Origin of the sequence: Pygmaiobacter massiliensis (genome assembly GCF_900199435.1) — a bacterium.
GTDB lineage: Bacteria > Bacillota > Clostridia > Oscillospirales > Ruminococcaceae > Pygmaiobacter > Pygmaiobacter massiliensis.
Genome location: NZ_OAML01000002.1, coordinates 840385 through 863644 on the forward strand (window position 1 = coordinate 840385; position 23260 = coordinate 863644).

Here is a 23260-nt window from a genome sequence, read left to right on the forward strand (position 1 = left end):
GCGTCCCCAATGCTGGATATACAGCCCACTACCATCTTGTGGACGGTAATCAATCTATTAATTTTATACTTTTTCTTTAAAAAGTTTCTTTTTGGTCGGGTAAACAATGTTTTAGACCAGCGTGCCGCCATGGTAAAGCAGCAGCTCTCTGATTCTGAGCAAAAGCAAACCGAGGCAACCCAGCTGCGCGAGCAATACGAGCAGCAGCTGTCGCAGGCACAAACCCAGGCAGACCAAATCATCCAGCGTGCCAAAACCCAAGGCGACCGCGAATATCAGGCACTGCTGCAAAAAGCAAAGCAAGAAAGTTCGCAGCTAAAGGCAGATACGCTGGAGCAGCTGGATAGCGAACGCCAGACCATGCTGCGCCAGGCCAGAGGGCAGGTTGCCGCATTGGCGCTTTCTGCCGCTGCAAAAGTGTCTGGCAAATCGCTGGATGCTTCTGACGATCTCGCTTTGGTAGAATCGTTCCTGGCAGAGGCAGGTGCTGAAGAATGACCGATCTGGCCCAGCGCTATGCCGCTGCTTTATATGACCTAACGCCGGACGAGGACGCATTTGTACACACCGCGCACTTTTTGCTGCAAGAGCCAGAACTTTGGGATGCACTTACCAGCCCGGTTTTGCGCCCCGCAGAAAAAAAAGCAGTGCTCGAGCATTTGCCCCGCCTGCAAACCCAACCGCTGCTGCTCCACTTTTTTTCGCTTTTGTGTGACAAAGGCCGTATGGAGCTGCTGCCGGAAATTATTACAGCATACCAGCAAAAAGCGCTGGATGCTGCCGACGGCGCAGTCTGCGTCATGACCTGTGTTCACATCCCCGATGAAAAGACACAGCAACAAATCCAATCCCTGCTTTGCAAGCTTCACCACAAGCGTTTTGTCCGGCTCGAAATCCGGCAGGACCCAGCGCTTCTCGGCGGCTTTCTTCTGGAAATTGAGGGCGTGCGGTATGACCGCAGCGTCCGCGGCCGTCTGGAAAACCTTGCAAAGCAGCTGCAAGAGAGGCGAATCGTGTGAAAAATCAGCCAGAAGAAATTGTTTCTATCCTGCGTGATCAGATTGCGAACTATGACGTTCGCACCCGGCGCGACGAGGTAGGAAGTGTGCTTGAAATTGGCGACGGCATCGCCACCCTCTATGGCCTGGACAACGCCCTTTACGGTGAGCTTTTAGAGTTTGAAAACGGCGTGCAGGGCATGGTGCTGAACCTGGAAAAGGACAGTGTAGGCTGCGTGCTGCTTGGTTCTGACAGTGGCCTGCATGAGGGCTCTGTGGTGCGCCGCACCGGGCGCAGCGCCGACGTTGGCGTGGGCGACGCGCTGATTGGGCGCACTGTGGATGCACTGGGTGCGCCCATTGACGGCCTTGGCCCGATTGAAACCACCGAGCGCCGCCCCATTGAACGGGAGGCAAGCGGTGTACTTTCGCGTGAGCCAGTTACTGTGCCGCTGCAAACCGGCATTTTGGCCATCGATGCGATGGTTCCTATCGGCAGAGGCCAGCGCGAGCTTATTATCGGCGACCGCGAAACCGGCAAAACTTCCATCGCCGTAGATGCTATTTTGAACCAGAAAGGCCTGGATGTGATTTGCATCTACGTTGCCATCGGCCAAAAGGCTTCTACAGTGGCGCGTATTCGCAATACACTGGACCGATATGGGGCACTAAAATACAGCATTATTGTTTCTGCCACAGCCAGCGACCCTGCCTCGTTGCAGTACATCGCACCGTATGCGGGCACCGCAATGGGCGAATATTTCATGGCACAGGGCAAAGACGTACTTATCGTTTATGACGATTTGAGCAAACATGCAGTGGCTTACCGTGCACTCAGCCTGCTGCTGCATCGCTCACCCGGGCGTGAGGCTTATCCCGGTGACGTATTTTATCTGCATTCGCGCTTGCTCGAGCGTTCCTGCCGTCTGACCAAAGAGTACGGCGGCGGTTCGATGACGGCTTTGCCGATTATCGAAACACTCGCGGGTGACGTATCCGCTTACATTCCTACCAACGTAATTTCTATTACAGACGGCCAGATTTACCTTGAAAGCGATCTGTTCTTTGCTGGCCAGCGACCTGCTGTCAACGTTGGCCTCTCCGTTTCTCGTGTAGGCGGCGCTGCACAAACCCGTGCCATCAAAAAAACTGCCGGTACTCTTCGTATCGACCTCGCTCGTTTCCGCGAGCTTGAGGTTTTTACTCAGTTTTCCTCTGACCTTGATTCTGCGACTCAGGAAACCTTAAACCATGGACGTCGGCTGCTCGAGATTCTCAAACAGCCCCTTTACCATCCGCAATCGGTGGCACGGCAGGCAGTCACACTGTATATTTCTACCAATGGGCTGCTGGCAGATGTCCCCCTTGCTGCGGTAAGTGGTTTCGTAAACGACTTTTGCACCGAGATGGAAAACACCCAGCAGGAAACTATGGCCGAGATTCAGCAAACCGGCGCACTTTCCGGCACAGCGGTAGAAACTATTCGGTCCGCACTGGAAGAGTATAAGAAACGGGTGAGCAAACAATGGCAAGCATAAAGGAGATCCGCACCCACATTAAAAGTGTAGAGCAGACCCTGAAAATCACCAATGCGATGTATCTCATCTCCTCTTCTAACCTGCGCAAAGCGCGCAAACAGCTGAATGATGTGGAACCCTATTTTCAAAAAATAGACGCTACCATCTGTGATATTCTCCATCATTCGCCCGAGATTCGCCATTGCTATTTTGATAAGCGGGAGCACATCCCCGCTGCTCAGCGCAAAGCGGGGTACATCGTTATCACTGCCGACAAAGGGCTTGCCGGTGCTTACAATCACAATGTGCTCAAGCTGGCAGAAGCGGCCATGGCAAAATCCGCACAGCCTACCCTCTTTTTGGTGGGCCAGGTAGGGCGCGCTTACTTTACGCAAAAAGATGTGACGATTGACGGCGAGTTTTTGTACACAGCACAGGACCCCACCCTGTTCCGTGCACAGGAGATTTCGGACATTATGCTGCGCCTGTTTCAGCAAGGCATGCTAGATGACGTTTACATGATTTTCACCGAAATGGAATCGCCGTTGCACATGGTACCAAAAAAATACAAACTGCTGCCACTGGATGAACATAACTTTCCCCAGTGGAAAAATACTTCGGACAGCCGCTATCAGCAGACAGTGAGCTACGTCCCCTCCCCGGACGCAGTGCTTTCGCATATCGTCCCCGGCTACGTGAAAGGCATGATTTTCGGCGGGCTGGTGGAATCTTACTGCAGCGAGCAAAATGCGCGCATGCAGGCAATGGATTCTTCCACAAAAAACGCCAAAGAACTGCTCAAGCAGCTTTCGCTGGTTTACAACAGAGCCAGACAGTCTGCCATTACACAAGAAATTACTGAGGTTGTAGGCGGCGCGCAAGCAAGTTTGCAATCTTAAATGTTGGAGGCACTTTTCATGGAAAACAAGGGAAAAATTGCCCAGGTGCTAGGCCCCATTGTGGACGTTCAATTTGAGAACGGACATCTGCCCGCGCTAAAAGAAGCCCTTTGGGTGGAATGCGGCGGCGAGCGGCGGCTGATGGAGGTTGCCCGCCACATCGGCGGCGACATGGTGCGCTGCTTTATGCTGACCCCAAGCGAAGGCTTGGGCCGCGGCATGGAAGTTTTGGCTACTGGCGCTCCCATACAGGCCCCTGTGGGCAAAGAAACACTGGGCCGCATGTTCAACGTGCTGGGCCAGCCTATTGATGGCAAAGGTGAAGTCGAAACTGCTGAGTCGTGGTCGATTCATCGCGATCCGCCCGCTTTTGAAAACCAGCGCCCCGTCGTTGAACTGTTTGAAACCGGCATTAAGGTCATCGACCTGCTTGCCCCATATGCGCGAGGCGGCAAAATCGGCCTTTTCGGCGGTGCTGGCGTTGGCAAAACCGTGCTGATTCAAGAGCTCATTCACAACATCGCCACCGAGCACGGTGGCTACTCCATCTTCACTGGCGTAGGCGAGCGTACCCGCGAGGGCAACGACCTCTGGCGTGAGATGGGCGATTCCGGCGTACTGGCAAAAACCGCACTGGTCTTTGGCCAGATGAACGAACCCCCCGGAGCACGTATGCGCGTTGCACTTACCGGGCTGACCATGGCAGAGTATTTCCGCGACCGCGAAAAACAGAACGTGCTACTGTTTATTGATAATATCTTCCGTTATGTGCAGGCAGGCAGCGAGGTTTCGGCACTAATGGGCCGTATGCCCTCTGCCGTTGGCTACCAGCCGACCCTCGCAAACGAGATGGGTGCTTTGCAGGAACGTATCACTTCTACCAAAGACGGCGCCATCACCTCGGTGCAGGCTGTTTATGTGCCTGCGGACGATCTGACCGACCCCGCCCCTGCTACTACCTTTGCACATCTGGATGCAACGACCGTTCTTTCTCGTAAAATCGTCGAGCAGGGCATTTACCCCGCTGTAGACCCGCTTGAGTCCACCTCTCGTATTCTGGAGCCGGAAGTGGTGGGTCAGCGCCATTATGACATTGCCCGCGGTGTGCAGGAGCTGCTGCAGCGCTATCGCGAGCTGCAGGACATCATCGCTATTCTGGGTATGGAAGAGCTTTCTGAAACCGACAAACTGGTGGTACAGCGTGCCCGCCGTGCACAGCAGTTCTTCTCGCAGCCGTTCTCGGTGGCTGAAAACTTCACCGGGCTGCAGGGCCGCTATGTAAAGCTTGAGGATACACTGAACAGCTTTGAGGCGCTGCTTGCCGGTGAGCTGGACCAATACCCCGAAGCGGCGTTCTCTATGGTTGGCACTGCCGATGAAGTGGTGGAGAAAGCCAAAAAGATGGGGGCGGTTTAAGTGGCAAACACTTTTCAACTTGAAATCATCACCCCAACCCGCGTTTTTTACTCCGGCCCGGCAGAAGATTTAATTTTGCCCGTATTGGATGGTCTTTACGGCGTGCAAGCCGGCCACGAGCCGGTGGTTACCGCGCTGGAGCCGGGCGAGCTGCAATTTCGGGTAAACGGAGAATGGCAAAAAGCAGCCGTCACCACAGGCTTTGCTGAGATACTGCCAGACAAAACTGTTTTGCTTGCCGCGGCTGCTGAACACCCGGATGAGATTGATATCAACCGTGCTGAAGCTGCCAAGGCCCGCGCCGAAGAACGTATGCGCCAAAAGCAGAGCATGCAAGAGTATTATCAGTCGCAGGCCGCATTGAGCCGTGCTACCGCAAGACTTAGAACCCTGCACCGATAAAGAAAGCAGCGTGGTAAGCAGCCAACCGTGCTCCACACACCATGCTTTCGCCACAGGGCAAAAAGAAATCGCCGCAGTTTTCTTTTTGCTCTTTGATAAAAAGCCTTCTTGCCGGGTGCCGGTAAAGAGGGCTTTTTTATATTACCGACTCTGGTTTTGCCTGGCCGTAAAGCCTGGCATACTAGCTGGCAAAAAGCAGAAACCTCCCGATGCATAAGCAACGGGAGGTTTCTATTTGTTTTATTATATTACAAAATCTAAGCTTTGTATTGATTACAGCGATTCATCCGGGAAGCGGAATTTACCACGGAATTCGCGGAACATTTGGTCAAAGTTTTCGTTGCCGCCGCTTTTAACGCTAGTCAGGTACTCGTGGGTTTCAAAGCTGTCATCTGCAACCTGAATCATTGCCACTGCGATGTTGCTGCAATGGTCTGCAACACGCTCGTAGTTGGTCAGCAGGTCGTCGAGCACAAAGCCGTACTCTATGGTACAGCTGCCTGTTTGCAGGCGTGCAATGTGCCGCGATTTAATTTTGCGCACGAGGTCATCGATAACCTGCTCGAGCGGCTCGACACGGCTTGCAGCCACCAGGTCATTATTTTCAAAGCAATCGACAGTGCGGTTGATAATCTCCTGCACCGCATCTTCGAGCACAATCAGCTCGCTTTGTGCCTGTGCCGAGAATACAATGTTCTTTTCTTCAATCTCGCGCGCAGTGCCAAGCAGGTTGGTTGCGTGGTCGCTGATGCGTTCAAAATCGCTGATGGTGTGCAGCAGGGTGTTGACCAGATGGCTGTCTTTCAGCGTGAGGTTACAGGTAGAAAGTTTGACAAGATAGGTGCCAATCGCGTCTTCGTACTTGTCCGTTTCGTTCTCCTGCCGGCGTACTCTTTCTGCACCTTCTTCATTCCAGCGGTGGGTCAGTGCAATCGCGCCCAAAAAGCTGGCACGGGCAAGCTCGGCCATATCAGCAGTGGTGACAGATGCACGGTCTGCAGCGACAGCCGGGGTAGCCAGCAGGCGCGGGTCGAGCATCTGGAACTGTTCGGGGGCATCGTCCTGGGGAATGGTGAGGTAGGCCAGCTTTTCGAGCAGACGGCTGAACGGCAGCATTACGAGGGTAGCGAGCACGTTAAACAGCGTATGCACAATGGCAATACCAAAGGTGGAAACATTCTCTTCCAGCATCGGGAAATGGATAAACGTATTGGCCGTGTAGAAAATGCTGAGGAACACCAGCACGCCGATGATATTAAAGTACAGATGAATCATCGCAGCGCGGCGTGCGTTTTTGTTGGCGCCCACAGAAGAAATCAGCGCTGTAACGCAGGTGCCGATGTTCTGGCCCATGATAATGGGGATGGCGCTGCCATAGGTGATTACGCCTGTGGAACTGAGTGCCTGCAAAATACCAACGCTTGCGCTGGAGCTTTGAATAACCGCGGTGAGCACAGCACCGGCAAGAACACCAAGAATCGGGTTAGTGAACTGAACAAACAGGTCGCGGAACCAGGGTGCGTCCGAAAGCGGTGCAACCGCAGAAGACATTGCGGTCATACCGGTCATCAATACGGCAAAGCCCAGCAAAATGGTACCGCTGCCTTTTTTCTTTTCCGAGCGGCAGAACATATATAGCACAATGCCGATGAAAGCAAGAATGGGGCTAAAGCTGGTAGGCTTAAACAATTTGACCCAGAAGCTGTTGCCCTCAATGCCTGAAAGGCTGAGAATCCAGCTGGTTACCGTGGTACCAACGTTAGAGCCCATGATGATGCCCACTGCCTGATGCAGCTGCATGATGCCGCTGTTAACAAAGCCAACGACCATAACGGTAGTCGCGCTGGAGCTTTGAATGACAGCGGTGACAGCAAGGCCGAGCATGAAGCCTTTAAAGGGGTTGTCCGTCAGCTTACTGAGTATTTTTTGCAGCTTACCGCCGGCCTGCTTTTCGAGTGCTTTGCCCATAATGTCCATACCGAAAAGGAACAGAGCCAGGCCGCCAAACAGACTAAAAAGGTTAAAAAAATCCATCTAAAGATAGTCCTTTCCAAAAATTGGATGATCGCCTTGTTTAAAATAGTTTTTCCATATTTCAAGACGCAAAAGCAAAGCTTGGAATCTAAATTTCAAGCTTTACTTTACCTTATCAATTTCTACCCTTTTAAGTGTAAAGCATCTCGGGCAAATTGCAAGGCCGCAAATGTCAAATCTTTGTAAAGTTTGTAATTTTTTTGTTTTTTATATCTAAATACAGTTTGCGCAAATCGCAAGGATAGTATGCCTCTTAAAAGACAAAAAGGCAGCATTGCAACAAAGTGCAATGCTGCCAAGTAAAAGCGTTAAATTGCTAGAAAAGTAGGTGTGCCGCCAATGCAATGACCGGCAGTGTAACCACTGTGCGCTCTAAAAACAAAAGAAATAGATTTCCGAGTGATACCGGGATTTTGCTGCCCATAATGATGCTGCCAATCTCCGACATGTAGATAAGCTGGGTCACCGAGGTCGCAGCGACCACAAAGCGGGTCATCTCAGATTCGATGCCGCTGGCAATTACCGAGGGCAAAAACATATCGGCGAACCCTACAATAACAGTCTGAGATGCCGCGGCTGCTTCCGGAATGCCGAGCAGCTGGTACAGCGGAACAAACGGAATACCAAGCCAGCTAAAAATAGGGGTGTACTCAGCCAAAATCAGTGCAACTGTGCCAAGGCACAAAATAACAGGCAGCACGCCAAGCCACATATCCAGCACATTGCCAAGGCCTTCGCGCAAAAAGCCGCCGAGGCCGGGGGCTTCACTTGCCTTATCCAGTGCTTTTTTAACGCCCCAGCGTGCCGGTGTTGTGCCTGCCGGTACAGATTCACAGAATTCTGTTTCACGGGTATAGGTATCCGGTACGCGAGAAAGCGGCGGAATGCGCGGAATAATGATAGCCGCAACAATGCCCGCAACCGCAACCGTCAGGTAAAACGGCAAAAACATATGTGCAAGGCCAACCTCACTAATAACAACGAGGCTGAAAGTAATGCTGACAGCAGAGAAGGTGGTTGCGATAACGGTTGCTTCGCGCTTGCTGTAATAGCCTTCTTCATACTGTTTCGCTGTAAGCAGCACACCGATGGAGCCATCGCCAAGCCAGCTTGCCACACAGTCAATTGCACTGCGTCCAGGCAGGTTAAACACAGGGCGCATTACTTTTGTCAGCAGCGCACCGAAGAAATCCAGCAGGCCGAAATTCAGCAATAACGGTAACAGCAGGCCAGCCAGAAAAAACACGCAGACGAGAATCGGCATCAAGTCGTTGATGACCAGCCCGCCGGTTGCATCGCTGCGGATTGCCTCTGGACCTATGCCAAAATAAATTAAAGTACCAAACACAAAGCCCAGCACCCGTACCCCCAGCCAAAACGGAGTGGGCGTAAACAGCTTGTCCAGCGTGGGAATCTTTTTTAAAAAGCCCAGCGGGTGGATGCGGTGGATAACTGTAACGAATGTGCTTAATGCAATAAGTGCATAAATAATAGTAAGCGAATAAGGGGCAATCAAATCCAGCAGCGTGTGGGCCGCCACCGCTATGGGAATCGTCAATTCTCCATTTTGGCGAATTGGTGTAACAAATAGAAAGATGCCAAGCAAAGAAGGCAACAGGAATTTATAAAAATTCTTGTTTTTGAGCAGGTTCATGAAGCCGTGTTCTCCTTTAATCTTTAAAGATGCTCTTGCTGCGCCGCAATAAAAGCATCTCTTAATTGTTGCATATGGGTGTATATTTTTGCACAGTATTTATTACTATACCGAAAAACTGTCTTTCCGTCAAGAACTTTCGCCCCTTATTTTGTATGCTTATTTTTTCCTGCTCCTGCAAATACACGGTCTTTCATCCAACACCCCATTCATCTTCAAAGCTTGCATTTTTGCTAATGCCTTGCAGTAGTATGTGCCCATGATGAATAAAGCGGTAAAGTACCGTACAGCAAAGGCCTTCGCGCACCGTACGGTGCATTCCGCCGCAGACCGGTGCTTGTAAGCTGCGATGCTCCCCTTCCAGCAGTCGCACTTCCAAACTGTCACTTCCCTGTACAATTTTCGCATAGCCACTTTCTATTTGTTCTACTCGCGCGCCAAGGTAGGTGGCAAGCCGATATTCTCTGCCGCCGGTCCAAACCGAGGCTATGGTCCCAAGCATCTGTGCCCTTAAAAATGGCACCATTGCAACCGAAAGCATTACCGAATCTTGCAGCTCGGGGCCAAGCAAACTCTGCGTCCAAAGGTAGCGGGATGGGAACGACCTGCCGCGATCTCCTTCTGTGTAACCCGCAGCGTTGGCAAAGCAATATGGCTTACCGTTAAAAATCAGCTCTCCATCCACCCGGTGGCGCAAACTTCTTAAACTATGTCGACATTCCATGCCCGGTACAAGAGCAAAAGGCCCCATAATATCGTAATATGGGGGTGTCAGGTCAGAAAAAAGCAGAGTGCCAGCAATGCTGCCTTGCGGGCAGTCTACCGCAAGCCGCAGCCCGGCAGGGCCAAACACCCCTGCCTCACAAAAAACGCAGCCCGCTGCACCTACGCGCAGCGGCGGCAGCGGTAATACCAGTGAGTTGGTCTCTGTCAGCACCTGCAATGTCGCTTCTTCTGGCTTACCTTTTGCCGCATGGTGTGCCACAATAAGCGCCAAAGTCTGCTCGTTGGATTGCTGTTTAAAATAAAAGCCTTCAAAAAATGGTGCATCGCCTATTCTTTTCATTTCTTCTGCTCCTTGCATTGCATTTTCTTTTCTCGCAAAGCATGGGCGGCGCGCGTATCGAATATGCGCAAAAAGAAAAACACTTCGATCAAAAAGCGAAGTGTTTTGGGCAGTTACACGCTAATTTTTTATAAGCTGGCTCATTTCTTCAATTGCATTAAGAGATTGGGTAAGCAGTTGCTCCTGTACTTTCAAATCATCAAATTCATGCTCTGCATTCTCGATGATCGTAAGCCGTGCGTTGGGCGAAGCCTCTTCATAAAGCCGGCCGTTGCAAAGCGGAACATCTGTATCCGCACCGCCGTGCACAATCCGCACCGGCCCTGTGTAACGGTGCACTGCGGCGAGTGGATCCAGTTCCGGCGCGTCTAAATGACTGAAAAATTCTCTCGGCACGGTATCGCCGAAAAAGTCTACATCCTGCCCTTTTACCCCGGCCTCAAATCGCGCTTTGCCCAGTATTGCTTCAAAGTTTTCTTTTGGCTTTGCCACAGGGGACCAAAGCAAAATACCGTCAGGCTGGACCGTTTGTGCGGCCAGCGACACCACACAGCCACCCATACTATAGCCGTGTAAAAACAACTGGCTTGGGGCATAAATGCGCCGCAGCTCGGCAGCAACCGTAAGCGTATCTTCCAGCTCTCCCGGAATAGTAGTGAATCGGAAATCGCCTTCTGAATCCCCTGCCCCTGCACAGTCAAACCGCACCACGTTGTACCCTACCGCTACCAATCTGCGGGCAAGTTTTACAGCCATGCGGTGTGGCGCAATTTTATGCCCAAGAAAGCCGTGTTTAAACAGCACCATAGGCGCGCCCGGCATAATTTCGCCTGCGGATTCCACCATGCAGACTATTTGCTGGCCCCTGCTTTTCAAGGTAATTACTTTAAGCATTGTGTTCTCCTTTTCTGATGTCACCAAAGCGGCTCTGCTTACTTTTTTTACAAGGCCAACTTGTTTTCAGCTTTATACTCTGCTTTTCTTGACTTATTGCTAAGCTCCATGCTTTAATAATACTTGTGTTTATAAGAAAGACAGCTTGAGGTGTGCTATGGCTCCGACGTTTTTTTTGGAAGTAATCGGAACGATTGCGTTTGCATTTTCTGGCGCATTTGTCGCTATTGAATGTAAGCTGGATATTTTCGGCATTTTATGTGCAGCGGTGGTCACTGCTACCGGCGGCGGCATGACGCGCGATATCATTTTAGGCAATACCCCGCCACTGATGTTCCGCGATCCTACTTACGTCATCATCGCCATTCTTTTTGCGTTTGCCACAGTGCTCATCTATGTGCCTTTGGTCAAATCCCGCTTCAAAAAGAATATTCTCGGTATCATTAACGTGTTGGATGCTATCGGCCTTGCGGTGTTTACCATTGTTGGCATGAACAATGCCGTACAGTTTGGCTATGGCGATAACTGCTTTTTGGTATGTTTCGTCGGTGTGCTCAGTGCAGTAGGCGGCGGGCTGATTCGCGATATTTTCGTGGATCGCAAGCCGGTCATTTTGCAAAAAGAAATCTATGCCACAGCCTCTTTGGTGGGCAGCGTCTTTTATTATTACGGCAGTCGCGTCTTGCCCGGCTATCTTTCCTCTACAATTTCTATGGTACTTATCTTCTTAATTCGGGTTTGGTCACTGCATCGGGATATTAACCTGCCGCTGGCAGAAAAACCGCCTGCGGGCAAATAATCCGTATTCTTTTGCAAACAGCACCATTTAGGCCAGTGTAAAACTGTGCCGCAAAAAATACAATACTTACATATTAATAGAAACAAAGCCTGTTGCCCTGTGACCTTCCACAGTGAAAACAGGCTTTTTATTTTGTAAAGCAAGAGCAAATAGAGATTATTCTTGCACAACAACGGCGGCCTCTATTTTAACCAGTGGCTGCACACGGCAATTGGCTTTTACAATTGCACCAAGACCAATATGCGTCCCTTCGCCCACAATACAGTCATGGTCCAAAATTGCGCCGCAATTAATCAAACTGTTTGCCCCGGTAACTGCGTGGGTATTGATGATGGCTTTGGGCAGCACGGCGGTGCCCTGCCCTAGCCGTGCCGTTGGGCTGACATAAGCGGTAGGATGCACAAGGGTGGGTATTGTATAGCCAGCTGCAACAATTTGCTGCGCCCAGCGCATTCTAATTTCGTTATTTCCAAAGGCGGGATAGATGTGCTGGTATTCGTCTTTAAAGCGCTCAAACTCTGCGCAGCGGCCAAGCACCTGTGCGCCATTTACCTTGTCATCTAAAAAAGCGACTTTCTCATACGTTCCACATGCCTGCACCAATTCATAAATTGTTTGGCCGTAACCACCGGCACCTAAAATAAGTAAATTCATCACTGCTCTCCCGTCCTTTCAAAAAGCACTCTTTAGGGTAAATCGCCATTCTCCGGCAGTTTCAGTATAACGCAAAAAAAGGCCTTCGTAAAGCGGAATTCCGCACCCTTTCAAGAACAAAGAAAAGCCCTTTGCCATTGGCAGAGGGCTTTTCTTTATTAAGCGTATCCGACGGCAAGTGCCAATGCAATCAGCACCATTTGGGTGACCAAAAGCAAACCGAAAAGCGGCACAAACCATTTCCACCACTTTTCCATCTTAATACCGGCAATTCCGCACATAATTGGGGCCGAAGCGGTAGGCCAAAGGATATTGGAAAGACCGTCACCAAACTGATAGGCCAGCACCGCAACCTGGCGGGGAATGTCCAGAAGGTCAGCAAGTGGTGCCATAATCGGCATGCTGACGACTGCCTGCCCAGAGCCAGATGGAATCAGGAAATTCAGCAGCGTCTGCACCAGCAGCATCGCTTCGGCAGCGAGCCAACGCGGCAGCCCAGAAAGCAGCAGCGACAAACCATACACCACAGTGTCAATAATGTGCCCCTGCTGCAACACCACTAAAATGCCGCGTGCAAGGCCAATCATCAGGCAAGCCACCGCGATATCCGAAAAGCTGCCCGCGATTTTTTCCGCGATCAGGTTGGGACCCCAGCCCATAATGGCCGCACTGACAAGTCCCAGAATCAAGAATACAGCACACAGCTCTTCAAAATACCAGCCATACACTTTGGTGCCATATACAATAACGCCGATGCCAATTGTGAGCGTCACCAACACTAGCTTTTCTCTCAGTCCAAACGGGTGTTGCTCAATCGCATCCGGATCCATATCCTGTGGGCCGGTGGCTGTGCCATACATCAGGCTTTTGGTGGGGTCTGCCTGAATTTTCAGTGCATACCGAACAATATAGATGGACGCCACCACAATCATGACCAGGTGGCACAGAATGCGAAAGCCTGCGCCGGACATGGTCGGCAGCTCAGCGATGCTTTGTGCCATACCCACGGTAAACGGATTCATAAACGCGCCGGAATAGCCCAGCCCGGCACCCAGAGCCACAATTGCAAGGCCAACCAATGCATCATAACCCATGGCAATCGCAATACCCACAAAGATAGGGATAAACGGAAAAGTTTCTTCGAAAACGCCAATGGTGGAAGATGCCGCGCCAATCAGCAAAACGAAAACCGGAATAATCACGGCACGCGCTTTGCCTTTCAGTTTTCTCAATAGTCCGGCCACCAGCCCGTTGAAAGCACCGGTAGCAATGATAAGACCAATTGCCGCGTATGCAATAAAAACGAAAAACACGACACTGGCAGCGTCTATCATGCCTGCATAAATGGAACGAAGCATGCCAAACAGCCCAATGGGGGTGCGCTCAATTAACTCATAAGTACCTGGCACCACAATCATACGGCCTGCGGCGCTAGCGGCGCGCTCAAATTCGCCTGCGGGCAACAGCCAGGTGCCAATGGTGCAAAGGGCGATAATAGCGGTAAGCAACACATAAATGTGCGGCATCCGAATACCTTTTTTCTTTTTTTCTATCGTAACAGCAGGATTGCTCATCACACTCTTCCTTTCTTAAATGCAAAGCCCAAGGGCCGCACCTTGCGCGAGGATTGCTAAGCTTGCTGTTTTCGGCCGCAAGCCTCCCGGAAACTCTGTTCTACCTCACTGCAAAACGCTGCATCGTTATAAATCTTCAAAAACAAATTAGTAAGTACTTCGGCACCGCGTGCAAGGGCTTCTCGTGCCTGCGGGTCGCGGGTTGCCTCACACATCTCAGTGGTGTGCAGCGCAATTGGTTTGCGGTTGATGGAAATGAGCGGCTGAATCGTCGGACAACGATAGCTCACGTTGCCCACATCCGAGGAGCCGGTAGCCGGCAGCGGCGCGCCTACTGTTTCTCCTGCGGCCTGCAACAATTCGGCGGTGGCCTGCTCCAGCGGAGCCACCCGTACCATATCCCAAAAGTCCAGCAAGCCCGGTGTAAAGGTCACGTCGCAATCCAACGCCAGCGCCGCACCGTTTGCGCATTTGCGTACAATCGTGTCCAGCTCTTCGAGCTTGCCACGGGAATCAGTACGAAATTCCAGCCGAATGGTTGCGTGGTCTGGTATAATATTTGGCGCTTTTCCGCCGTCCAGTATCACGCCGTTCACATGGATATCCGGCGTAAAGCATTCGCGGCGGGCATCGATTAAATCCAAAAACTTACGGGCAGCCGCCAATGCGCTGCGCCCTTTCCATGGGGCGGCCACCGCATGCGCCTGTGCACCGAAGAATTCCACAACGTAGCACCTTAGGCTCAGCACATCCATATTGTCCTGTGAGGTGCCGCCGCTCCAGCTATGCATCATAGCCGCCAGCGCCATGCCGTCAAATACGCCACAGTCCGCCATGGTTACTTTGGCACCATTCTCCTCTTCTGCGGGGGTACCTATTACATATAAAGAGCCTTGGAACTGCTCTTTCATCTCTGCAAGCGAAAGCGCGGCCAAAACCGAAAGCGCGCCGTGCAGATTATGACCGCACCCGTGGCCAATTCCGGGCAGTGCATCGTATTCTACCATCAGTGCAGCGGCCGGGCCTTCGCCATTTTGCAGTACTGCGCGAAATGCGGTACCATAGCCGAGCTCTTTTTCTAAAAAGGGATATTCGACCTCAAACCCTGCGTTACGCAGCATCGCTGTAATGCGCTTGCTGGACGCTACCTCGTAATATGCAAGCTCCGGGGTTTGGTATAAAGCTTCACTAAGCTCTACCGCCGCAGGAAGATGTCGCCGGACCACGCTCTTCGCTGTGTCCATTAATTCAAGTTTCATAAAACTCCACCTTCCCGTTTTCAAAATTTCATCACTGCATTGCGCTGCTATGTTAAAGTGTCTTTATACAATACCATAGTTTTTGGGGCTTGAAAAGAGTTTATGAACATTCTGCTTGAGATTTGTATAATCTTCCAAACCTGGTTTTCTGCTGCTCTTTTTTATCATCTATTTGCCTACAAACCAGCGGGCTGCCTGCCCAGCTAATACGTTGCAGGCTTGTCCTTTTACCACTACGAAAAAAACCTCCCTGGTAAAAGGGAGGCTTTTGGCTATTGTTTTTAATAGTTTTCGGCTTTTATCTCGGTATAGGCTTGCTCGTGGCCGCATACAGGGCAAATTTCAGGCGAGCAATCGCCGTAAGTTACATGGCCGCACACCATGCAGACCCAAGCAACGCTTTGCGGTTTGCAAAACACCTCATCGTTTTCGATATTGCGCCCAAGGCGACGATAGCGAGCATCATGAGATCTTTCGATTGCGCCCACTTTTTCAAAAAGGCTGGCCAGCTCGCAATAGCCCTCCTGCCGCGCGGTCTCGGCAAAGTTTTTATACATCTGGGTCCATTCATACCGTTCACCGGCTGCCGCATCCGCAAGGTTCTCAAGCGTAGGAGGAACTTCTCCGCTCGAGAGCCATTTCAGCCAGATTTCCGCGTGCTCAAACTCGTTGCTTGCGGTATCGTCAAAAATGTTGCCGATTTGCTGATATCCGTCCTCACGCGCTTTTTTGGCGTAGATGACGTATTTGCCGCCCGCTTCGCGCTCGCCGGCATATGCTGTCATCAAGTTTTTATAGGTTTGGCTTTCACGCAATTCCATGAGATCATGCTCCTTTGTTTCAGATTGCCGTAACGGGCAGAGCCCGGTCCGGGTCAATCCATCTTATGAAACACAGGTCGAGTTGGTCCCTATTTGCACGACCAACGACGAAGAAAATCGAAATTGTTTCTACCACATTGTTATAAAAATTGTTTTCATTGGCTATATCTGCACAAAAAACAGGCGGCAGAGAAAACCTCTCTACCGCCTGTTGGCTTACTATATTTTTTACAGGGTCATCAAATTGCAAACAGCGCTGGTGTAGGCCACAGGGTCTTCCACCGGCATGCCTTCAATCAGCAATGCCTGGGTGTAAAGAATTTCTGCGTAGTCTTTCAGCTTTGCCTCGTTGGCGGGGTACAGTGCCTTCAAGGTTTCAAACACCGGGTGCGCAGCATTGATTTCGAGCACACGCTGTGCTTTTACTTTCTCTTCGGTACCGGGCATTGCACCAAGTACTTTCTCCATTTCAAGGCTGATGCCGCCCTTGGCAGTCAAGCAGACCGGGCAGTTTTTAAGACGGCTGGTAAGCACTACGTCGGTAACTTTTTCGCCCAACGATTCTTTCAGAAAACCGAGTAAGTCCTTACTCTCTTCTGCCTGCTTTTTAATCTCCTCTTTCTCTTCCTCGGTGTCGATGCCAAGGTCTTCGTCAGAGGTGGAGCGGAACTCTTTACCTTTATAATCCCGCATCGCTTTCAGCGTAAACTCATCGATGTCGTCAGTGAGATAGAGCACCTCATAGCCTTGCTCTTTCAGTCGCTCATTCTGCGGCAATACTGCCAGCTTTGCCACGCTTTCGCCGCAAGCATAGTAAATGTACTTCTGCTCTTCTTTCATGCGGTCTACATATTCGTCCAATGTAGAAAGTTTCTGCTCTGCACTGGTGATGTAAAGCAGCAGCTCAGACAGTACATCTTTGGCGGCACCATAGGTGGAATAAATGCCAAATTTCATTTGCAGGCCAAAGGCTTTGAACAGCTGCTCGTATTTTTCACGGTCATTTTTTAGCAGATTCAGCAGCTCTGATTTAATTTTCTTCTCAAGGCTGGTAGCGATTACTTTCAGCTGACGGTCATGCTGCAACAGTTCACGGCTGATGTTAAGCGAGAGGTCCGGGCTATCAACCAAGCCACGTACAAAGCTGAAATAATCCGGCAGCAGATCGGCGCATTTGTCCATAATCAGCACACCGGAGGAATACAGCTGCAGGCCCTTCTCGTAGTCGCGGCTGTAATAGTTAAACGGCGCGCGTGCCGGGAAGAAGAGCAGTGCATGATAGGTTGCAGCGCCCTCTACCGAAGAGCTGACAACCCGCAGCGGGTTCTCATAATCGCCGAATTTATTTTTGTAGAATTCGTTGTATTCTTCTTCAGTTACATCCTTTTTGTTCTTTTTCCAGATGGGCACCATGCTGTTAAGCGTTTCTACCTCGGTGTACTCTTCATATTCGGGTGCTTTTTCATTGCCATCAGCGTCTTTGTCAGAGTCCTCAACCATGCGGCTGTGGGAAACTTCCATCTTGATGGGATAGCGGATGTAATCGGAATATTTTTTGATGAGGCTGCGCAGGCGGTATTCCTGCAAGAATTCATCATAGTTTTCATTTTCGGTGTTGTCTTTGAGCTGCAGGGTGATGGTAGTACCGGCCTCTGCACGCTCTGCAGCGGTTACCGTATAGCCGTCTGCTCCGTCCGATGCCCAGCTCCAAGCCTCTTCGCTGCCGGCTGCACGGCTGACAACGGTAACGTGTTTAGCCACCATAAATGCGGCATAGAAACCAACGCCAAACTGGCCAATGATGTCAACATCGCCTTCTGCAAGTTCATTTTCTTTTTTAAAGGCAAGGCTGCCGCTTTTAGCAATGGTGCCAAGATTCTGCTCCAGCTCGTCCTTGCTCATGCCACAACCATGGTCAGAAATGGTCAGCGTGCGTGCCTCGCGGTCTGCCGTAATGTCGATGAAAAGCTCCTCACGAGAGAGGCCGCTCTGCCCTGCTTTGAGTGCATTGTAGTACAATTTATCCGTCGCATCGCTCGCGTTGGAGATCAGCTCGCGCAGAAAAATTTCTCGATTGGTATAAATAGAGTTGATCATCAGCTCGAGCAGACGCTTGGACTCTGCTTTAAACTGTTTTTTTGCCATAACGATAAACACCTCTTATTGCGTTGTTTTAGCACTCTGTTGTTTCGAGTGCTAGCATTATTTATTGTAGACTTGTTGCGCAATAAAATCAAGCCTTTTGTGTGAAGTTTACAAAAAATTAAAAATAAGTCAAATTCTTTCTTGGGGTACGATTTTCTGTCGTTCTGCATACCCTGTGGTATAGCAGCGCACTTGCTAAGAACAATTGCCGTAAATCTCACCACTATCTATGTCGTACTTTTAGCATGGATGGAACGGGAGATAAATTATCCGCGCCCTTTCGCCGCAGTGTGGACAGTAGTTGTGCTGGTGCCAGCATACAGCTCCGCCCAAACAAGCTCTTTTCACTCTGTAATTTTCAACGAGCCGCTAGGTACCGGCCGAATAATGCGCGATTTGATAAAACCTAAATTTTGCTGACCATAAAGCTGGAAAGCACGGCATAACTTTGTAACCTACGGGGGCCATGTTCGCCCCAAACAAGACACCAATTATAAGGGGGAAATGCACAATGATTGAGAATACCCGTACCCACAGCCTTTTTGAGGAACCGCAGGATGGCCCCTTCTGCGAAGAGCAGGAGGTAAAAGCAATCCGTCCTGAACTGGCAGATCCTGTTCTGACCTATGTCCCTGAAGCGATTCCTGCTCCTGTACCAGAGTTTGTTGCGCCGCCGGCAAAACGCGACTGTGGCTGCAACAAAGCCGGCATCATCCAGCCCATGCCGGAGCAAACAGCACCTGCCACCCTTGCCCCCGAAGCACCGCTTTGCTCGGATTCTCCTTATGTTTATGTAGAAAACGAGTTTGGCGAATTGGCGGCGATGTGGATGTCCAACGCACCGATACTGGAGGATAAGCCGGACGAAGCCGCTGCCTCTGCTCCCGCAAGTGATCTGGAAGAGCCGATAGAAGCAGTTGTCGAAGCCGAAGAAGCACCTCTGCCGGAAAAAGAAGTAATGGAAGTACCCCAGGCAGAAGATGCTGTACCGTTTGTCGCCGCGCCCATCGTACCGGAAGAGGCACCCGCGCCGGTTGTCGTAGAATCTGTATTGCCTGAGCCGCAGCCGGTACCAGAAACTTTTACTTCTCCGTTTAGAGCAGTGGAGTATCCCGAAATAAAGCCGCAGTTCCGTGCAGAGCCAAAACCAGAAGCAGCACCCGCAGCGAAGCCCGACCCTCAGTTTGGGACCGGTTTTGCTAAAACCCGTGAAGTATGGCGTATGAGCTAGCCCAACTTATTCACTTTATATTAGCACCTTTCAAAAAAAGCGATTATTGCAAACGCAATAATCGCTTTTCTTTTTTATGCACGCCAAACTAAAAAGCAAACATCATGCAAAAATCCTTGACATTTCATATCGGCTATGATATACTGTCAAGGCGGTCAAAAATCGCGTTTATTATGCACTTCTAGCTCAGTTGGTAGAGCAGCTGACTCTTAATCAGCGGGCCCAGGGTTCGAGTCCCTGGAAGTGCACCAAAAAGAAGCATAGCAGGTTGTCTTTTTACAAGGGCAACCTGCTATGCTTTTATTTGTTTGCAGAGGGCTAGAATGAATTATTCTAGCCCTCTGCAAGGAGAAAGCTTATGTTTTATATATAAGTTGGTTGAGAAGCTGGTGATTTTCAGGTTCTCTGCATTGTAAGGTATTGCGTACCCGCTAGTGTCTTCGCAAAAACGGTAAGCGATATGTATTCGAGAACTCTTCTCCATTAGATCTTGTCTATCTACGCCATAGCCCCTGACTACTTTCTTTCTAATACTCCTCCTTGGCTCAGCTTATCAAGAGCACGAAAGAGAAGGCGATGCTAATTCCAATAGACTTATACATGCCTGAAATCATTTATGTAAATATTCCGTTTTGTTCTGCTAAAAGAATATTAAATCACAGATATTCTTTTCCGGAATGCGTTTAAATGTTTTATATGGGTCTAGTTCCTCTGAAATATTATGATTTTTCCTTTTGCCTTTGTTTTAAACATTCCTAAAGATATGCTTTTATGAAACCGGTAAAACATCGATGGCTTTTTCTTACTCAAAACTGTATAATCATAGGTAAGATTATTTAAATAATAAAGTGGCCTTTGCATAATGCTGCTTGTGCTTGAAATAAATTCATATTAGGTAGGATAAGGTGAATGCCTATGAAAAGAAAAATCACTAAAAAAAATATTATAATCGGAACTGTAACAGCGTTGCTTGTAGTTTCTATTTCTCTTTTCATTTTCTTTTTAAATCCGCAAAGAACCTTTAATATAACTGAAACATACAGAATAACCACAGCAGATGGTGCTGACACATTTTTACGGGTGACCCTACCCGTTAGTGACGGATATCAAAAAGTAACGAGCGTGCAGATTGACGGAGCAACAGAGTATGCTGTAGAACGCTTTGATGGATGGCATGAATTGACAGCACAAGTGCCAGCAAACGGCAAAAAAGCTGTTGTAACAATTTCTTATACTGTCAGCCTGCTTAGAAATATAGCTGCATGGGAAGGGGATGTTAAATCCGAGTATACCTTACCACAACAGTTCGTGGATTCCGATAATGAAGCCATTGCCGAACTTGCCGCACAGCTCCGTGGAACCAACGATTTCCAAACTGCCCGCAATATATTTAATTATGCAAATAAAATCATCAAAACTCGCACGGGTACTTTTGCAACGCAGGGCAAGGAGCAAACTCAGTCCTGTGCTTCAGAATTACTGTTGAATCCTGTTGGCGTTTGCTATGATTACGCTATCCTCATGACCGCTTTACTTCGGGCAGAGGGGATTCCAGCTCGCATGATTTCAGGACTATCTTTGCAGGTGCCATTGAGCAGAGGCGGCGATTGGAGCCATCCCGGTGTCTCCCATTCTTGGGTTGAATTTTATGCGGATGGAAAATGGCATTTTGCAGACCCAACATGGGGCAAAGGCTATTTCAACCGAACCGACACGGCGCATCTGTCTTTCGGAACATTGGAAGCTAACATAAAATCGGATTTTCAACAAAACCGCCTTGCGGCGATAGAGGAGGATGGCTTTGTGCTCATCGGCGCTATGAGTGCGCCATTATCGTTTGTTGTATATTCTTCTGACGAAAATACAACCGTGATACCTCGTGCAGATGTCAGTTTTTCATGGTTTAAGTAAAACTTTTAAGGAGTAGGCCTCTTACATCAAGCTTAAACACCACAACTGAAAAAAATCGAATAACTGTCATCCAAGCACCTATCGACTTTAAGTTGATAGGTGCTTTTTGCATTAGTAGAGAAAGAATCAAAATCTGTGCATATGGTGTTGTCGCTATGCCGCTCGGCCATCTGCCGGACAACTAAAATCCAAACGGTACCACTTAATTTAACTAAACCGTGACCGTTTTCTTTCTCAATACCCCGCCGCCCTTATTCGTTAATTTTGCTCCATTTGATAATTGCTCTGAACATTCTCTAACTTTCGACATATAATGGAGTGCGTAATAACGCCAAAGCGTATTATTTGAGGAGAGTGTTTTATATGGGCATGCCGGTAATCGTTCCTAGCAATATTTGTCGCAACCAAGCAATCACAGATCTTATTCAGTCAGTAGCACTAGAGCAAGCAGCACTGGCCCACATTATCAACGCAGAAGGAGAGAAACTGCAGCGTTTTATTTCTTGCAAGAGCACCGATGAAGAAACTTTACTTAAAGTAAACAAGTCGGTACAAGATATGTTAGAATCCGTAGCTCGGGTTGAAACTATTTTGCAAGCTAAATTAAGCTTGTTTGACGGTTGCCTTTGCTCGGAGCATGACCATTGCAAAGATGGCTGCGATTCTCACAAATAAAAAGAACTTTTGTACAAAAGTAGGCACTTGATACTTTCATCGTTTTCTTCCACTTTAACGGAAAACACTTCACTAAGTTGTGGAGCAATCTTTTATTTATCTATTTATCTCTTTTCCCTTTAGTCAACAAAAACAGCCGCGACAAATTGTCTCGGCTGTTTTTAGTTTGTATCGATGTCAGAGCCAAAAATTTTTTTACGCCAATATTCAAATTTTTATTAGGTTCACAACAGAAGGTTTACTTCGCGGTTTTATAGAAAATCGCATGAAAGCATTTTTGGGGCATCCTATATATCACCTAGTTCGTTAATAAAGGGATTCGTTTAGGCTTTGCAACCGCAGCAAAGTGCTCTTTTGCAAAAAGCTGCTATTTAATCAAAACACCATTTTCATAAATCATTGGCTCATGCTCACTACCGTCGCCCCGGTAAGCGGGGCGCGATAACAACTCTTTTTTCAATTCTTCTTTAGAAGAAAAAGTTTTAGCTTGGTAGTCTTGGTCGGGCGCCAGTTTTTCAAAAAATATAAATTCGTTGCCTTGCGGAACCAAAACTCCTGCGTGGCCAACAAACAACCATTTTTCGTAAGGATCATGCATCACTACACTAATTAGAGAAGATTTATCGTTGTGGAACTCTACATTTCTCCCTTTTAGTGCATTGGGGTAAACTTGTTCAAACTGATCATTTGCTACACCATCAACACTTGCACCATCAAACAGCGCGATAAACTCCCCTTGATGATCCCGGATTTGCTGGAAGTTATCATCAGTTTCAATGAAGTTTATATCGAACATCAGATAATTATTATATTCTTTTTTCGGGGTTGCTGTAACGCTGTCCTCTAAAAGCGTAAAGGCTGCCGTGCGACAATTATAGTCCTGAGCAGGAACTTTTCCCTTTTTGTAATCATTCACATAGCTCAAGTAAGTATCCACATTGGAAAGCTTACTATCTTCCATCAATTTCTTTTGCGTAGCATCCTGACTTTTGCAAGCAGTTAGCAGCGCAATGCATAGGACAATGACAACAGTAATGCGTATTTTCTTCTTCATATTTTTCTCCATATCATAATGCCCATAAATTTCATAACGTTTTTCACTTATAAAGACGTTTTACTCCACTATAAATATTTTCCTAAATCGTGTTGCAAATGTAATTGCTGCAATCATTTGCTAAATTTATCCATTTAAAAACAATGTCAGTAGGTACCGTCAATTTCTATAAAAAACATCATATTTTCAGAAACTTTAATCAGCGCAAAAGTTTCTATTCCAAATTTTAGTGTGCTAATCTTAATTGCACCATAATG

The 23260-nt window shown here is 48.9% G+C and carries 20 protein-coding genes and 1 tRNA gene; 11 read left to right on the forward strand and 10 right to left on the reverse strand.

Features of this window, described 5'->3' with window-relative positions:
- Positions 1 to 9 precede the first annotated feature (9 nt).
- From atpF to atpC, 6 genes are read left to right on the forward strand one after another with little or no spacing between them, the layout of a single operon-like run.
- Positions 10 to 498, forward strand: a complete 489-nt coding sequence (gene atpF, locus C1A11_RS04115) for a F0F1 ATP synthase subunit B (protein WP_102049133.1) — start codon at positions 10 to 12, stop codon at positions 496 to 498.
- Entirely contained in the window at positions 495 to 1019 is a 525-nt protein-coding gene (gene atpH, locus C1A11_RS04120; protein WP_102049134.1) for an ATP synthase F1 subunit delta, read from the forward strand. The genes atpF and atpH overlap by 4 nt, the downstream gene beginning before the upstream one ends.
- Positions 1016 to 2536 carry a F0F1 ATP synthase subunit alpha gene (gene atpA / locus C1A11_RS04125; RefSeq protein WP_102049135.1) on the forward strand — a complete coding sequence of 507 codons (1521 nt, stop codon included), beginning with the start codon at positions 1016 to 1018 and terminating at the stop codon, positions 2534 to 2536. Before atpH ends, atpA begins: the two co-directional genes overlap by 4 nt.
- A complete protein-coding gene (gene atpG / locus C1A11_RS04130; RefSeq protein ID WP_102049136.1) occupies positions 2524 to 3414 on the forward strand; it encodes an ATP synthase F1 subunit gamma in 891 nt (296 codons plus the stop codon). The genes atpA and atpG overlap by 13 nt, the downstream gene beginning before the upstream one ends.
- Before the next feature lie 18 nt (positions 3415 to 3432).
- A complete protein-coding gene (gene atpD / locus C1A11_RS04135) occupies positions 3433 to 4830 on the forward strand; it encodes a F0F1 ATP synthase subunit beta (RefSeq protein ID WP_102049240.1) in 1398 nt (465 codons plus the stop codon).
- The gene (atpC, locus tag C1A11_RS04140; RefSeq protein ID WP_102049137.1) at positions 4831 to 5232 is read left to right on the forward strand and encodes an ATP synthase F1 subunit epsilon; all 402 of its coding nucleotides are present in this window, start codon (positions 4831 to 4833) and stop codon (positions 5230 to 5232) included.
- Between the two features lie 273 nt (positions 5233 to 5505).
- Here atpC and C1A11_RS04150 read toward each other — a convergent pair whose 3' ends face one another.
- The 4 genes from C1A11_RS04150 to C1A11_RS04165 all read right to left on the reverse strand — a co-directional run bounded on the left by C1A11_RS04150 (position 5506) and on the right by C1A11_RS04165 (position 10880).
- A complete protein-coding gene (locus C1A11_RS04150; RefSeq protein ID WP_102049139.1) occupies positions 5506 to 7266 on the reverse strand; it encodes a Na/Pi cotransporter family protein in 1761 nt (586 codons plus the stop codon).
- Between the two features lie 316 nt (positions 7267 to 7582).
- Positions 7583 to 8920 carry a YjiH family protein gene (locus C1A11_RS04155; protein ID WP_102049140.1) on the reverse strand — a complete coding sequence of 446 codons (1338 nt, stop codon included), beginning with the start codon at positions 8918 to 8920 and terminating at the stop codon, positions 7583 to 7585.
- Between the two features lie 193 nt (positions 8921 to 9113).
- Positions 9114 to 9986 (reverse strand): hypothetical protein, encoded by an 873-nt coding sequence (locus C1A11_RS04160; protein WP_145995713.1) that lies wholly within the window; start codon positions 9984 to 9986, stop codon positions 9114 to 9116.
- 120 nt (positions 9987 to 10106) lie between these two features.
- Positions 10107 to 10880 (reverse strand): alpha/beta hydrolase, encoded by a 774-nt coding sequence (locus C1A11_RS04165; RefSeq protein WP_102049142.1) that lies wholly within the window; start codon positions 10878 to 10880, stop codon positions 10107 to 10109.
- A 157-nt stretch (positions 10881 to 11037) separates the two neighbouring features.
- On the opposite strand from C1A11_RS04165, the gene C1A11_RS04170 reads away from it, so the two are divergent.
- Positions 11038 to 11679 carry a trimeric intracellular cation channel family protein gene (locus C1A11_RS04170; RefSeq protein ID WP_102049143.1) on the forward strand — a complete coding sequence of 214 codons (642 nt, stop codon included), beginning with the start codon at positions 11038 to 11040 and terminating at the stop codon, positions 11677 to 11679.
- A gap of 156 nt (positions 11680 to 11835) precedes the next feature.
- Here C1A11_RS04170 and C1A11_RS04175 read toward each other — a convergent pair whose 3' ends face one another.
- From C1A11_RS04175 to htpG, 5 genes are all read right to left on the reverse strand, one after another.
- Complete coding sequence (locus C1A11_RS04175; RefSeq protein ID WP_102049144.1) at positions 11836 to 12333, reverse strand: PglD-related sugar-binding protein; 498 nt, start codon at positions 12331 to 12333, stop codon at positions 11836 to 11838.
- Positions 12334 to 12491: 158 nt separating this feature from the next.
- Positions 12492 to 13907: a YfcC family protein gene (locus C1A11_RS04180; RefSeq protein WP_102049145.1), complete on the reverse strand. Its 1416-nt coding sequence runs from the start codon at positions 13905 to 13907 to the stop codon at positions 12492 to 12494.
- 56 nt (positions 13908 to 13963) lie between these two features.
- Positions 13964 to 15166 (reverse strand): amidohydrolase, encoded by a 1203-nt coding sequence (locus C1A11_RS04185; protein ID WP_102049146.1) that lies wholly within the window; start codon positions 15164 to 15166, stop codon positions 13964 to 13966.
- A 281-nt stretch (positions 15167 to 15447) separates the two neighbouring features.
- Positions 15448 to 15987 (reverse strand): rubrerythrin family protein, encoded by a 540-nt coding sequence (locus C1A11_RS04190; protein ID WP_102049147.1) that lies wholly within the window; start codon positions 15985 to 15987, stop codon positions 15448 to 15450.
- Between the two features lie 228 nt (positions 15988 to 16215).
- Positions 16216 to 18132, reverse strand: a complete 1917-nt coding sequence (gene htpG, locus C1A11_RS04195) for a molecular chaperone HtpG (RefSeq protein ID WP_102049148.1) — start codon at positions 18130 to 18132, stop codon at positions 16216 to 16218.
- Between the two features lie 511 nt (positions 18133 to 18643).
- Between htpG and C1A11_RS04200 the strand changes: the two genes are divergently transcribed.
- From C1A11_RS04200 to C1A11_RS04215, 4 genes are all read left to right on the forward strand, one after another.
- Positions 18644 to 19363, forward strand: a complete 720-nt coding sequence (locus C1A11_RS04200; RefSeq protein WP_102049149.1) for a hypothetical protein — start codon at positions 18644 to 18646, stop codon at positions 19361 to 19363.
- A 175-nt stretch (positions 19364 to 19538) separates the two neighbouring features.
- Positions 19539 to 19614, forward strand: a tRNA-Lys gene (locus C1A11_RS04205).
- 664 nt (positions 19615 to 20278) lie between these two features.
- Positions 20279 to 21274, forward strand: coding sequence for a transglutaminase-like domain-containing protein (locus tag C1A11_RS04210; RefSeq protein ID WP_180950238.1), 996 nt, complete (start codon positions 20279 to 20281; stop codon positions 21272 to 21274).
- A 363-nt stretch (positions 21275 to 21637) separates the two neighbouring features.
- Positions 21638 to 21949 carry an alpha-helical endospore appendage domain-containing protein gene (locus tag C1A11_RS04215; RefSeq protein ID WP_102049151.1) on the forward strand — a complete coding sequence of 104 codons (312 nt, stop codon included), beginning with the start codon at positions 21638 to 21640 and terminating at the stop codon, positions 21947 to 21949.
- A gap of 367 nt (positions 21950 to 22316) precedes the next feature.
- Here C1A11_RS04215 and C1A11_RS04220 read toward each other — a convergent pair whose 3' ends face one another.
- The gene (locus C1A11_RS04220) at positions 22317 to 23003 is read right to left on the reverse strand and encodes a DUF4300 family protein (RefSeq protein ID WP_180950239.1); all 687 of its coding nucleotides are present in this window, start codon (positions 23001 to 23003) and stop codon (positions 22317 to 22319) included.
- Positions 23004 to 23260 lie beyond the last annotated feature (257 nt).

What these genes read in the sequence shown, in the direction of transcription:
- C1A11_RS04150 (WP_102049139.1), bottom strand. Translation starts at nt 7,266, where the DNA reads ATGGATTTTTTTAACCTTTTTAGTCTGTTTGGCGGCCTGGCTCTGTTC.
- C1A11_RS04215 (WP_102049151.1), top strand. Translation starts at nt 21,638, where the DNA reads ATGGGCATGCCGGTAATCGTTCCTAGCAATATTTGTCGCAACCAAGCA.
- atpF (WP_102049133.1), top strand. Translation starts at nt 10, where the DNA reads ATGCTGGATATACAGCCCACTACCATCTTGTGGACGGTAATCAATCTA.
- C1A11_RS04220 (WP_180950239.1), bottom strand. Translation starts at nt 23,003, where the DNA reads ATGAAGAAGAAAATACGCATTACTGTTGTCATTGTCCTATGCATTGCG.
- C1A11_RS04185 (WP_102049146.1), bottom strand. Translation starts at nt 15,166, where the DNA reads ATGAAACTTGAATTAATGGACACAGCGAAGAGCGTGGTCCGGCGACAT.
- C1A11_RS04175 (WP_102049144.1), bottom strand. Translation starts at nt 12,333, where the DNA reads ATGAATTTACTTATTTTAGGTGCCGGTGGTTACGGCCAAACAATTTAT.
- C1A11_RS04165 (WP_102049142.1), bottom strand. Translation starts at nt 10,880, where the DNA reads ATGCTTAAAGTAATTACCTTGAAAAGCAGGGGCCAGCAAATAGTCTGC.
- C1A11_RS04170 (WP_102049143.1), top strand. Translation starts at nt 11,038, where the DNA reads ATGGCTCCGACGTTTTTTTTGGAAGTAATCGGAACGATTGCGTTTGCA.
- atpH (WP_102049134.1), top strand. Translation starts at nt 495, where the DNA reads ATGACCGATCTGGCCCAGCGCTATGCCGCTGCTTTATATGACCTAACG.
- C1A11_RS04190 (WP_102049147.1), bottom strand. Translation starts at nt 15,987, where the DNA reads ATGGAATTGCGTGAAAGCCAAACCTATAAAAACTTGATGACAGCATAT.
- atpG (WP_102049136.1), top strand. Translation starts at nt 2,524, where the DNA reads ATGGCAAGCATAAAGGAGATCCGCACCCACATTAAAAGTGTAGAGCAG.
- C1A11_RS04160 (WP_145995713.1), bottom strand. Translation starts at nt 9,986, where the DNA reads ATGAAAAGAATAGGCGATGCACCATTTTTTGAAGGCTTTTATTTTAAA.
- C1A11_RS04155 (WP_102049140.1), bottom strand. Translation starts at nt 8,920, where the DNA reads ATGAACCTGCTCAAAAACAAGAATTTTTATAAATTCCTGTTGCCTTCT.
- C1A11_RS04200 (WP_102049149.1), top strand. Translation starts at nt 18,644, where the DNA reads ATGATTGAGAATACCCGTACCCACAGCCTTTTTGAGGAACCGCAGGAT.
- atpD (WP_102049240.1), top strand. Translation starts at nt 3,433, where the DNA reads ATGGAAAACAAGGGAAAAATTGCCCAGGTGCTAGGCCCCATTGTGGAC.
- C1A11_RS04180 (WP_102049145.1), bottom strand. Translation starts at nt 13,907, where the DNA reads ATGAGCAATCCTGCTGTTACGATAGAAAAAAAGAAAAAAGGTATTCGG.
- htpG (WP_102049148.1), bottom strand. Translation starts at nt 18,132, where the DNA reads ATGGCAAAAAAACAGTTTAAAGCAGAGTCCAAGCGTCTGCTCGAGCTG.
- C1A11_RS04210 (WP_180950238.1), top strand. Translation starts at nt 20,279, where the DNA reads ATGAAAAGAAAAATCACTAAAAAAAATATTATAATCGGAACTGTAACA.